We start from the raw sequence: 11,803 nt of genomic DNA, 5'->3' as shown, positions 1-11,803 counted from the left end.
CTTATATCACCGCCTGCGCGGCCCGGCCCGATTAGGCGATGCTTTACGACGGGTTAGGTAATGGCTGTCAATTTTCATACGTCAGTTGCCTTTTAATGCATGGCCGGTGCTTGCTTTTTGCGCCGGGCTCCTGCAAGGTTCTGTTGTTACACTTTTTTTACCTGCCAATTTTCAGATCGTCTTAATCCATGGCCAATACATCGATACAGGGAAAAAGCGGCATTCAGGGAGTTCCGCAAGAGAGGCTGCCGCGCCATGTGGCTATCATTCTTGATGGTAATAATCGCTGGGCCAAACGGAAACACCTGCCCGGGCTTGCCGGCCATCACGCTGGTGTCAACCGGGTTCGTGAGGTGGTTGAAGCCTGCGAGGAGCAGGGTGTTGAAGTGCTTACGCTGTTTGCGTTTAGCAGCGAAAACTGGAATCGACCGATCTTTGAAGTGAATGGCCTTATGCGCCTGTTTCGGGGTGTTCTCAAACGTGAGGCTCGACGGTTGCAAAAAAACAGGATCCGTTTGAAGGTCATTGGTGACGTTTCCCGATTCAGTCCTGACATCCAGAAATATATTCAAGAAGTGGAAGCGCTCACTGCCCATGATTATTCCGTGACCCTGGTCATTGCTGCCAACTACGGTGGTCGGTGGGATATCACTTCTGCTACTCGACAACTGGCTGAAAAAGTGGCTCGCGGTGAGTTTGCCGCTAATGATATTGATGAGTCTGTCATTGAACAACATCTCAGTACGGCGGGTTTGCCTGCTCCTGATCTATTGATTCGTACCAGTGGTGAGCAGCGAATCAGTAACTTTCTGTTGTGGCAATGTGCTTACAGTGAGTTTTATTTTACCGACACCCTGTGGCCGGATTTTGGCCGTGCTGAATTGCAGCAGGCGCTGCTAAGCTATGCCCGTCGCCAGAGACGATTTGGCAAAACCAGCGAGCAGGTGGAGGCTGAAACACTGTGCTGAAAGAAAGAATTATAACGGCTGTTATATTGGCACCAGTGGCCCTGTCGGGCGTTTTTTTATTACCGTTAACCGGTTTTGGCTGCTTTATCGCCGCTATAATTATGCTGGCAGCCTGGGAGTGGGCAAGCCTCTCGGGTTTTCAACAACGAGCTGCACGTCTGAGCTATGCCCTGGCTATTGGTGCCTGCTGTGGTTTGACCCTGTATTTACCGCCCTCTGTAATCCTTGTACTGGCTGCTATCTGGTGGCTGATTGCCTTCATCCTTGTCCGACAATATCCGGGGAGCGGGCGTTGGCTTGCCAACAGGCCCCTTAGATTATTGATGGGTTTTCTGACTCTGGTACCACCATGGCTGGGTCTTTATGAACTCAAACAAATGATCGACTCAGCCTGGTTGATCGTTACGCTTCTGGTCATGGTCTGGGCGGCCGACTGTGGTGCTTATTTTGTAGGCAAGCGTTTTGGTAAAACAAGGCTTATTGAGCGAGTGAGCCCTAAAAAGACCCTGGAGGGACTGGTGGGGGGGCTACTGTTTTCAATGCTGATTTCAAGCCTTGTAACTTTGTTTGCCAATATCAGCTTTATTCAGGGGGTGTCATTGTTGATGCTGACCATTGTGACCGTTCTGGTTTCCGTTCTGGGGGACCTTTGGGAAAGTGTGATTAAACGTTACTCCGGGGTTAAGGACAGTGGTAGTCTATTGCCCGGCCATGGTGGTGTGCTCGACCGAATTGACAGCCTGACTGCTGCGGTTCCCATATTTACTCTTTGTGTCATGATAATCAGGGGGATATAGGTCATGACTGCACCGTGCTCTCGATCCGTCAGACAGCGGGTTTGTGTACTCGGGTCCACCGGGTCCATTGGCAAAAGTACATTGGATGTTATTGCTCGCAACCCGGATCAATACAGCGTGCATTCTCTGGTAGCGGGCAAAAATGTGGCTGTTATGCTGGAGCAGGCCCGTCAGTTCCAGCCGCAATATATCGTTTTGGCGGATGAGCAGGCAGCCAGCAATCTCAGGACAGACCTGCAGTCGGCAGGCCTGAATACGTCCGTTGCATCCGGCCAGGATGCAATGAACCAGGTGGCGGCCGATGGTGACGTCGATGTGGTTATGGCGGCCATTGTGGGCGCTGCAGGGCTATCGCCAACTATGGCGGCGGTTCGTGCCGGGAAAAAAATACTCCTGGCGAACAAGGAAGCGCTGGTAATGACCGGAACCTTATTCATGGATGCGGTCAGGGCGTCTGGCTCTGTGCTCCTGCCTATTGATAGCGAACATAACGCCATTTTTCAGTGTTTGCCTGCTGATCATCACCTGGGTCTTGAGCGGGTGGGGGTCAGGAGAATATTGCTGACCGCTTCCGGAGGTCCATTTCGACAGTCACCGGTAGAAAACTTTGCTGCTGTGACGCCGGAACAGGCCTGCGCCCATCCAAACTGGAGCATGGGGCGTAAAATTTCGGTAGACTCTGCCACGATGATGAATAAGGGGCTTGAGTTTATTGAAGCGTGCTGGTTATTTGATGCCCGTCCCGATCAGATAGAAGTGGTGATTCATCCGCAAAGCATCATCCACTCAATGGTGGATTATGAGGATGGCTCAGTGCTTGCGCAGATGGGCAATCCAGATATGAGGACGCCCATTGCCTATGCCCTGGCATGGCCTGGCAGAATACCCTCCGGCGTTGCCCCCCTGTCCCTGACCGAGATCGGCAGACTGGATTTCAATGCTCCGGACATGATGCGTTACCGGTGTTTGAAGTTGGCCCAGGATGCGGCACGCAGCGGAGGTACAGCCGCTGCTATGCTCAATGCTGCCAATGAAATTGCCGTTGATGCATTTTTGGAGCGCAAGCTCCGTTTTGACCGCATACCTGAAGTTATTGATGCAACTTTACAGACTTTGCCGGTCATGAGGGTCGGCGACTTGGATCACGTGCTGGAAGCCGACAGGGAAGCCCGCAGTCTGGCACAGAAACAGGTTTCACTAATGCAGGGTGTTGCATGATTTTTGAATCGCTCCTGTCGCAGATAGCTGGCTCAGCGCAGACTATATTCGCTTTTGTCGTAACCCTTGGAATACTGGTGAGTATTCATGAGTATGGTCACTTCTGGGTGGCTCGGCGTTGTGGTGTTAAAGTGCTCCGCTTCTCCGTGGGTTTCGGCAAGTCATTGTGGCGTTGGACTGATCGTCACGGTACTGAATACAGTATTGCGGCAGTACCGTTGGGTGGCTATGTCAAGATGCTGGATGAGAGGGAGGGGCCGGTTCCCGATAATGAACGGCATCTTTCCTTCAATAGTAAGCCCGTTATTGCCAGGATTGCCATTGTCGCTGCCGGTCCTGCAGCTAACTTTCTGCTGGCGGTTTTTGCCCTCTGGCTCATGTATATGGTGGGCGTTCGTACCCTGATGCCCCAGGTTGGCAAAGTGATTCCCGATTCACCGGCTGCGGTTGCAGGAATTAACCCCGGTGATGAAATCGTTGCGCTGAACGATGTTGAAACCCCGGGCTGGCAGGCTGTCAACATGGAACTGCTGAGCTACATTGGTGAGAGTGCAAGCCTTCATTTCTCTGTCCGCGCTGGCGAGCCAGGAGAAGTCTCAGAGGGGGCCGTCCGAAATAAAAATGTCGCGGTAGTTGACTGGCTTGTTAATGAAGAACAGCCCAACCCCATACGTTCGCTGGGTATTGTGCCATACTCTCCTGTCATTCCTGCGGTGATTGGTCAGTTATCGGACGATGGCGCAGCAGCGCGAGATGGTCTTGAGTCAGGTGATAAAATATTGAGTGTTAATGGGGAAACCATCATTGACTGGATGCACTTTGTTGAACTGATTCGTGACAATGCCGGCCAAACGCTTCAATTGTTGGTTGAGCGTGATGGTGTCATTCAGGACATGCCGTTGACCCCGGGCAGTCGATCCACTGATGGGGTCACCACCGGTTTTATCGGTGCAGGTGTCCAACAGGTCTCCTGGCCAGAAACCATGATTCGCCATTTACAATTCGGGCCGGTTGAGTCCTTGTTAAAAGGTGTCCGGGCCACCTGGTCGCTGACCAGCATGACACTGGAGTCTCTCTGGAAAATGGTTGTCGGGCTGGTTTCTGTTAAAAACTTGAGCGGTCCGATAACCATTGCTAAAGTGGCGGGCGCATCGCTTGAGTCCGGGCTGGAAAATTTTCTCTATTTCCTGGCCATGTTGAGCGTCAGTCTTGGGGTACTGAACCTCCTCCCCATACCAGTGCTGGATGGTGGTCATCTGTTTTTCTATCTCATTGAAATGGTCAGGGGCAAGCCTCTTTCTGAGAAAATACAGACACTGGGTTTGAAAGTCGGGGTAACGTTTGTTGTCGGAGTGATGATGCTGGCCATGTATAACGACCTGAGTCGCCTCTTTCAATGATCCTTTGGGTCAGACCGATGGGCTTTCTAAACTGGCATCGACATCCAACATAGAGACAAACAACCAACATTTTGCGCTCTGCGCGTCATAATAGCGGTGTGGAAATTGAAGAACATGTTTTTCACGTTAATGCGAAATGAACACGGATAAGAACGGATTCCATGAAGCGATCACTGTTGTCTCTGCTGATTGGCTCTTTAGCCATCGTGCCTGCTGCCCGGGCCTTCGTTGTCTCAGATATCCGAATCGATGGCCTGCAACGGATTTCAGCCGGGACCGTTTTTAACGCCCTGCCCGTTGAGGTTGGTGATGATATTGAATCGCCGGATATCGCCGGGGCCGCCCGCGCTCTTTATCAAACCGGTTATTTCAATGATATCCGTATGGCTCGTGAAGGCAATGTACTGGTAGTTGCTGTGGTTGAGCGACCCTCCATCAGCTCCATTGAGATCAAGGGCAACAAGGCCATCAAGACAGAAGATCTGATGACGGGCCTGGAGCGCTCCGGTCTGGCTGAGGGAGAGATTTTTCAGCAGGCCACGCTCGAGGCGATCCGTCTTGAACTTGAGCGTCAATACGTTGCCCAGGGGCGTTACGGTGCACGGATTACTGCCGATGTTGAAGCCCAGCCCCGTAACCGGGTGAAGTTGCGTATCAAAGTCAAGGAGGGCAAGGTTGCTACAATCCAGCATGTCAATGTTGTGGGTAACCTGGCCTTCCCCAAAGATGAACTTATCGACCTTTTTGAGCTGCAGAAATCCCGGTGGTATCAGTTCTTCAGTTCTTCGGATAAATACTCCCGTGAGAAACTGTCCGGTGATCTGGAACGTTTGAGATCATGGTACCTGGATCGGGGATATATCAACTTCAATATTCCCTCCACCCAGGTTTCTATCAGCCCTGACAAGCAGAGTGTGTACATTACCGTCAATATTGATGAAGGTGACAAGTACACAGTCAGTGACGTCAAGCTAGCCGGTGATCTGGTGATACCCGAAGATGAGGCAAGAAAGCTGCTTTTGACCCAGCCGGAGCAAGTGTTTTCCCGTAGACTGATCACGACCACTGAAGAGATCCTGAGCCGCCGCCTTGGTAACGAAGGGTACACCTTTGCCAATGTTACGGGAATTCCCAAACCGGATCACGACAACAAAACCGTTGAGTTAACCTTTTTCGTTGATCCGGGGCGAAGAGCGTACGTCCGACGGATTAATTTCTCAGGAAATACCAAGACCGATGATGAGGTATTACGCCGGGAAATGCGCCAGATGGAAGGTGCTTCTGCAAATACCCAAAAGATTGAGCAGTCCAAGGTACGGCTTGAACGTCTGGGGTATTTCAAGGAAGTCAACGTGGAAACACCTCCGGTTCCGGGAACCAGTGACCAGATTGATGTCAATTACACTGTAGAGGAGCAGCCTTCCGGTAGTGTCACCGCCAGTATCGGCTACTCCCAGTCTGATGGCCTGCTGCTTGGTGGCTCGGTCAGCCAGAGCAACTTCCTGGGTACCGGCAACAAGGTGACGGTTGGTCTGAACAAGAGTGATGTCAGCCAGCTCTACAATTTCAGTTTTATGGACCCTTATTACACCATTGACGGAGTATCCCGTGGTTTTGATGTCTACTATCGGACCTATGACTACAGTGATTCTGATATCTCAAGTTATGCGGCTGATACCTATGGTGGTAACGTCCGTTTTGGTTATCCACTGTCTGAAACACAGTCCATCAATTTCAGTCTTGGGGTTGATGGTACCGAAATTACTACCGGTTCCGGCACGCCCGGGGTTATCCTGAATTATCTGGCTACTGAAGGGCGCAAGTTTACCAATATCAAGACGTCTCTGGGGTGGTCGCAGTCAGAGCTGAACCGCGGGCTGCTGCCAACGGCGGGTTTTTCCCAGAGTGTATCGTTGTCCGCCGCAATTCCGGGTTCAACCACCACATTTTATAAGCTGCTGTATCGAGGTCAGTACTTCCAGCCCCTCACCCGCAATTTGACAGCACGTTTTGCCACACGTCTGGGTTATGGCGGTGCCTATGGCGACACGACTGAAATGCCGTTCTTTGAGAATTTCTATGCCGGTGGGTTCGGTTCTGTCAGAGGTTACAAGGACAACTCCCTGGGGCCGAAGGCTCCGCAGAGTGATAATGCCGATGACTTTAACAGCATGGGTGGCGATGTGCTTGTGGAGGGTACGGTTGAGGTGTTGTTCCCTCTGCCATTTGTGAAAGACCAGCGCTCATTGAGAACCAGCCTGTTCTTTGATTTCGGTAACGTCTTTGATACCACCTGTCCTGCGGGTGTTGATATGGTCGGTTGTTACAAACCGGATCTGGCAGAGTTACGATACAGTACCGGTGTTGGTCTGACCTGGATTACCCCACTGGGCCCGTTGACGTTCAGCCTGGCCAAAGCACTCAAGGTCAGGGATCAGGATAAGGACGAGACCCAGACCTTTCAGTTCTCCCTGGGCACTCCATTCTGATCTTATTGTGACAAGCCCTCTTGAAAGCGGGCGTTTTACCTGATTAGCCTGATTGGTTTTACCTGATTAAAAGGTGCTATCAGGCACCTTTTCTTTATAATGTGCGCTTTTCCCGCTCTCAGGAGATGTATTTTGAAATCGATCAGACTGGCATTCCTGGCCCTGATTCTGCTGGCCCCTTTGGCTAATGCTGCCACAACCGACAAGAACATAGGTGTTCTGGATACGGTGATGGTGTTGAGCGAATCCAATGCAGGCAAACAATACGCCAAAAAGTCTGAAGCCAGGTTCAAGCCTCAGTTAGTTGCTCTGCAGAAGCTTGAGGGCGAAGTTCGTAATATGCAGGAAAAACTTCAGAAAGATGGCCCGACCCTGAGCGCCGAGCAGTTGAAAGTCCGTCAACTGGAGTTACAGCGACGGTATGAAGATTTACAGCTGAAAGGACGCCAGTATCAGACTGACAAGGCAGAAGCGGATAATGCAGAGCGTGAAAGACTTCGCCCAAAACTGCAGGCTGCCATCGATAAGGTCGTCAGTGAGTTGAAGCTGGATTTGATCATTGATCGCCAGATGGCCATTTATGCCAGCTCTGGTATTGATATCACCCGCAAAGTAATCGAAAGCCTCAACCAGATGAAGTAATCAATCATGACTGCTGTTTATACTTTGTCCGAACTGGCAGAAAAGTGCGGTGCCCGTCTGCAGGGAGACGCGGACAAGCAGATTTCAGGTCTGAATACTCTGCAGGATGCCCGGGGGTATGAGCTAAGCTTTCTGGCCAACCCGGCCTATGCCAGATACCTGAAAACCACTCAGGCCGGTGCGGTTATTCTCTGCCCTGATTCGGCCAGTGAATTTTCCGGGAATGCCCTGATTCTTGATAACCCCTATCTGGGTTATGCCCGGCTGTCTTTCCTGTTCGATCCTGACCGTGGTGGCAATGCAGGTATCCACCCCAGCGCCGTGGTTGATGAGACCGCCAATGTCGATACTACGGCCGCTATTGGTGCCAATGTGGTGATTGAGGCCGGTGTTCAGATTGCCGCCGGTGTGCGCATTGACGCCGGTACAGTGGTAGGTCACGACTCCGTGCTTGGCTGTGATGTCCACCTGCATCGTCATGTCACGGTTTGCCATGGTGTCACCATTGGGGATCGAACCATCATTCATTCCGGGGCGGTGATTGGTGGTGATGGTTTTGGTAATGCACACGCTGATGGTTGCTGGCATAAAATAGCCCAGATCGGTGGTGTGGTGATCGGCTGCGATGTTGAAATAGGCAACAACACCTGTATTGACCGTGGTGCGCTGGGTAATACGGAAATACACAATGGTGTACGTCTGGATAACCTGATTCAGATTGCGCACAATGTGGTGATTGGCGAAAGCACTGCCATTGCCGCCGGTGTCGGTATTTCCGGAAGTACAAAGATTGGTAAACATTGTACCATTGCCGGAGCAGCCGGTTTTGCCGGTCATCTGACCATTGCCGATGGTACGTTTATCACTGGCATGGCCATGATTACGCGCTCCATTACCCAGGCTGGCTCCTATTCTTCGGGCACTGGTTTTATGGAGAGTCGCGAGTGGCGGAAAAACGTGGTTCGTTTCCGGCAGTTGGATGATCTGGCAAGGCGGGTCAAGCAGCTGGAACAACAGTAATACTCAAACCCGTTTGCTAATCAGGTTGAAAATTTTTACGGTAAAGACAAGGCTGGTTTTCCAGCCTTTTTCTGTTGCAGATTAGAGTTTATGGCGAATGAGACGAATTGAGGTAATTAATTAAGGAGATCCTGCCCCATCGGTATCCTTTTTTGTTGGTGGATCGGATTCTTCAGGTGGATACAGATAACGGCACCATCGAGTGTCTTAAAAATGTATCCACCAATGAACCACATTTTAATGGTCATTTTCCCCAGCATCCGGTGATGCCGGGTGTATTGATTATTGAAGCGATGGCTCAGTCAGCAGGTATCCTTGGCTATCACATTCGTAAGACCGATGGTGACACCATCTACTATTTTGCCGGAGCGGATAAAGTGCGTTTTCGCACACCGGTGGTTCCCGGAGATCAGTTGATTCTTCGCGCAAAACTGTTGGCACTGAAACGGGATATCTGGAAATTTGCCTGTGAGGCGGTGGTTGATGGTAATATTGTCTGCACTGCCGAAGTTACGTGTGCAAGAAAGGAAATAAAATCTTGAGCGACACACTCTCCGTTACGGATTCTGAAGCTGCCAGGGCAGCCGTAAGCCCGTTAAAAGCCAATATTAATCCTGCCGCCAGAGTTCATCCCACGGCTATTGTCGAACCCGGTGCCCGTATCGGTGAGGATGTGGAAGTGGGGCCATGGACTTATATTGGCCCGGGTGTTGAAGTGGGCATGGGCAGCCGTATTCACTCCCATGTGGTGCTCAAGGGCCCAACGGTGATCGGGAAAAATAACCGTATTTTTCAGTTTTCCAGTGTTGGTGAAGAGTGTCAGGATAAAAAATACGCAGGTGAACCCACCCGTCTGGTGCTGGGTGATAACAATATTATCCGTGAAGGCTGTACGCTCCACCGTGGCACCATCCAGGATCAATGGCAGACTTCTATTGGCAGTAACAATTTGCTGATGGCCTACGCCCATGTGGCCCACGACTGTGTTATAGGCGACAACTGTGTGATTGCCAATAATGTGGCGCTTGCCGGTCATGTTTTTGTTGGTGACAGCGTCATCCTGGGTGGTTACACAACGGTACATCAGTTCTGCAAAATTGGTTCCTTCAGCATGAGTGCTGCCCAAACGGCGCTGTTTAAAGATGTGCCGGCCTTTATCATGGCCAGTGGTAATCCGGCTGAAGCCCATGGTATGAACTTTGAAGGCATGCGTCGGCGGGGCTACGCGCCTGAACTGATCAGCAAACTGAGACAGTGCTACAAGATCATTTACCGCCAGGGTTTGAGAACGGCTGAAGCGATTGACCGCCTGGAGAGTATGGAGCCGTTACCGGAAATTCAACTGCTGATTGACTCTCTCAAATCATCAACCCGTGGTATTACCCGGTGATGAAATCCGCTGTGGGGTTATCATTACGTATTGCATTGGTTGCAGGAGAAGCCTCAGGGGATATGCTTGGGGCCGGGTTGATCCGGGAAATCAAACGACATTATCCAGACGCCTACTGCTATGGTATTGGCGGCCCCCTGATGCAGTCAGAGGGCTTTGACAGCTTGTTCCCCATGGAGCGGTTATCGGTAATGGGGCTGGTTGAGGTCTTGGGGCGTCTGCGGGAGCTGCTGGGTATTCGAAAACAGTTACGGGAGCGGCTGATTGCCGATCAGCCCGATGTATTCATTGGCATTGATGCCCCTGATTTTAACCTGGCCCTTGAACGCAAGCTGAAAGCTTCCGGTATTCCAACCGTGCATTATGTCAGTCCCCAGGTATGGGCCTGGCGTGAAGGTCGTCTGAAGAAAATCCGACACTCAGTAGACCATATGCTGGCTCTGCTGCCGTTTGAAGCGGACTATTACCGGAATCATGATGTACCTGTGACTTTTGTCGGTCACCCTCTGGCGGACCAGATTCCGATGAATCCGGATCAGGACGCAGCCAGACAGACTTTGGGTGTCAGTCATGGTGGTGGGCCGCTGATCGGACTCTTGCCGGGAAGCCGTAAAACCGAGGTAGCCAAACTTGGTCCATTATTTCTTGAGACCGCACGACTGCTCAGAAAAGATTTTCCCGATGCCCGCTTTTTGATTCCCTGCGCTAATGAACGACGAAAAAAACAGCTACTGCCTATTGTCAATGAGTTTCCGGATCTGGATGTCATCGTCTATGATGGTCAGGCGCAATCGGTCATGGCGGCATCGGATGCGATTCTGATCGCCTCGGGTACTGCTGTTCTTGAAGCTGCACTGCATAAAAAGCCGCTGGTTGTCAGTTATAAAATGGCGCCGCTGAGCTTTGCCATTATCAGCCGGATGGTGAAGGTCAAATATGTCTCTTTGCCAAACCTGCTGGCCGACACAGAGCTGGTACCTGAACTGTTACAGAATGATGCTACCCCTGAAACCCTGAGAGTTTGTATCAAGAAGGCGCTTGAGGATCAGGATTACACGGGGGGGCTGAAGCAGTCTTTCATGGAGATTCACCGTCAGCTCAAGCAGGATGCCAGCCGGTTGGCCTTTGATGCGGTGATGTCGGTCATTCAGCGGCGTTAAGAGCCTTCAGCCGTTTGAGAGCCTTCAGCCGGTAGAGAGCCTTCAGCGGGTAGAGAGCCTTCAGCGGGTAGAGAGCCAATGAAGCAGAATCAGTTTGACGGGTTTGAATCCAGTGACACAGGAATAATCATTGCCGGTGTCGACGAAGTGGGCAGGGGGCCATTGTGCGGACCAGTGATTGCTGCTGCCGTCATTCTGGACCCTGCTCGCCCGATTGCAGGTTTGAATGACTCTAAAAAACTGTCGGAAAAAAGGCGGGAGGCGCTCTTTGACATGATTTGTCAGGACGCCCTCGCCTGGTCGCTGGGCAGGGCTGAAGCAGCAGAAATCGATGAACTGAATATTCTCCATGCCACCATGCTGGCAATGCAGCGGGCCGTTGCGGGGTTAGCGGTCAGACCTGAACTGGCTTATATTGATGGAAACCGCTGTCCAACGCTGACATGCCGCTCTGAAGCCATTGTCAAAGGCGATAGTCGTGTTCCTGAGATTGCTGCAGCTTCCATTATTGCCAAAGTGACCCGCGACCGGGAAATGTTGATTATGGACAGAGAGTGGCCAGGTTATGGCATTGCTGGGCATAAAGGTTATCCAACCAGGGTTCACCTTGAAGCGTTAAGAAAATTGGGGCCTGCTCCCGTGCATCGTCGTTCCTTCAAGCCAGTTCGGGAACTGGGAGGCTGTCCGAGAATAGCGCCCGACTGGGCGTCCTCGTAGAG

11 protein-coding genes are annotated in these 11,803 nt (G+C 51.5%); all 11 read left to right on the top strand.

Annotated features, from left to right (window positions below; all coding sequences use genetic code 11):
- Positions 1 to 188: 188 nt before the first annotated feature.
- The 11 genes from uppS (at position 189) to rnhB (ending at position 11,801) form a co-directional block, all read left to right on the top strand.
- A complete protein-coding gene (gene uppS, locus KDK14_RS20165) occupies positions 189 to 968 on the top strand; it encodes a polyprenyl diphosphate synthase (protein ID WP_257267021.1) in 780 nt (259 codons plus the stop codon).
- Positions 962 to 1,765 carry a phosphatidate cytidylyltransferase gene (locus tag KDK14_RS20160; protein WP_257267020.1) on the top strand — a complete coding sequence of 268 codons (804 nt, stop codon included), beginning with the start codon at positions 962 to 964 and terminating at the stop codon, positions 1,763 to 1,765. The genes uppS and KDK14_RS20160 overlap by 7 nt, the downstream gene beginning before the upstream one ends.
- Before the next feature lie 3 nt (positions 1,766 to 1,768).
- A complete protein-coding gene (gene ispC / locus KDK14_RS20155; RefSeq protein WP_257267018.1) occupies positions 1,769 to 2,983 on the top strand; it encodes a 1-deoxy-D-xylulose-5-phosphate reductoisomerase in 1,215 nt (404 codons plus the stop codon).
- Complete coding sequence (rseP, locus tag KDK14_RS20150) at positions 2,980 to 4,383, top strand: sigma E protease regulator RseP (RefSeq protein ID WP_257267017.1); 1,404 nt, start codon at positions 2,980 to 2,982, stop codon at positions 4,381 to 4,383. Before ispC ends, rseP begins: the two co-directional genes overlap by 4 nt.
- Before the next feature lie 161 nt (positions 4,384 to 4,544).
- Positions 4,545 to 6,872, top strand: coding sequence for an outer membrane protein assembly factor BamA (gene bamA / locus KDK14_RS20145; protein WP_257267016.1), 2,328 nt, complete (start codon positions 4,545 to 4,547; stop codon positions 6,870 to 6,872).
- A gap of 132 nt (positions 6,873 to 7,004) precedes the next feature.
- Positions 7,005 to 7,514: an OmpH family outer membrane protein gene (locus tag KDK14_RS20140; protein WP_257267015.1), complete on the top strand. Its 510-nt coding sequence runs from the start codon at positions 7,005 to 7,007 to the stop codon at positions 7,512 to 7,514.
- Between the two features lie 6 nt (positions 7,515 to 7,520).
- Positions 7,521 to 8,534, top strand: coding sequence for a UDP-3-O-(3-hydroxymyristoyl)glucosamine N-acyltransferase (lpxD, locus tag KDK14_RS20135; RefSeq protein ID WP_257267014.1), 1,014 nt, complete (start codon positions 7,521 to 7,523; stop codon positions 8,532 to 8,534).
- A gap of 119 nt (positions 8,535 to 8,653) precedes the next feature.
- Positions 8,654 to 9,076, top strand: coding sequence for a 3-hydroxyacyl-ACP dehydratase FabZ (gene fabZ, locus KDK14_RS20130; RefSeq protein ID WP_257267023.1), 423 nt, complete (start codon positions 8,654 to 8,656; stop codon positions 9,074 to 9,076).
- A gap of 65 nt (positions 9,077 to 9,141) precedes the next feature.
- On the top strand, positions 9,142 to 9,924 hold the full coding sequence (gene lpxA / locus KDK14_RS20125; RefSeq protein ID WP_373691126.1) for an acyl-ACP--UDP-N-acetylglucosamine O-acyltransferase: 783 nt from the start codon (positions 9,142 to 9,144) through the stop codon (positions 9,922 to 9,924).
- Entirely contained in the window at positions 9,924 to 11,084 is a 1,161-nt protein-coding gene (gene lpxB / locus KDK14_RS20120) for a lipid-A-disaccharide synthase (RefSeq protein ID WP_257267022.1), read from the top strand. The genes lpxA and lpxB overlap by 1 nt, the downstream gene beginning before the upstream one ends.
- 78 nt (positions 11,085 to 11,162) lie before the next feature.
- Entirely contained in the window at positions 11,163 to 11,801 is a 639-nt protein-coding gene (gene rnhB / locus KDK14_RS20115) for a ribonuclease HII (RefSeq protein ID WP_257267012.1), read from the top strand.
- Positions 11,802 to 11,803 lie beyond the last annotated feature (2 nt).

This window comes from Endozoicomonas sp. ONNA2, assembly GCF_024606365.1.
Lineage (GTDB): Bacteria > Pseudomonadota > Gammaproteobacteria > Pseudomonadales > Endozoicomonadaceae > Endozoicomonas.
This window is presented reverse-complemented; position numbering and strand designations above follow the sequence as displayed.

Excerpts from the sequence above, each read along its gene's own strand:
- ispC (WP_257267018.1), top strand. The coding sequence starts at position 1,769 with ATGACTGCACCGTGCTCTCGATCCGTCAGACAGCGGGTTTGTGTACTC.
- rseP (WP_257267017.1), top strand. The coding sequence starts at position 2,980 with ATGATTTTTGAATCGCTCCTGTCGCAGATAGCTGGCTCAGCGCAGACT.
- lpxD (WP_257267014.1), top strand. The coding sequence starts at position 7,521 with ATGACTGCTGTTTATACTTTGTCCGAACTGGCAGAAAAGTGCGGTGCC.
- lpxB (WP_257267022.1), top strand. The coding sequence starts at position 9,924 with ATGAAATCCGCTGTGGGGTTATCATTACGTATTGCATTGGTTGCAGGA.
- bamA (WP_257267016.1), top strand. The coding sequence starts at position 4,545 with ATGAAGCGATCACTGTTGTCTCTGCTGATTGGCTCTTTAGCCATCGTG.
- rnhB (WP_257267012.1), top strand. The coding sequence starts at position 11,163 with ATGAAGCAGAATCAGTTTGACGGGTTTGAATCCAGTGACACAGGAATA.
- uppS (WP_257267021.1), top strand. The coding sequence starts at position 189 with ATGGCCAATACATCGATACAGGGAAAAAGCGGCATTCAGGGAGTTCCG.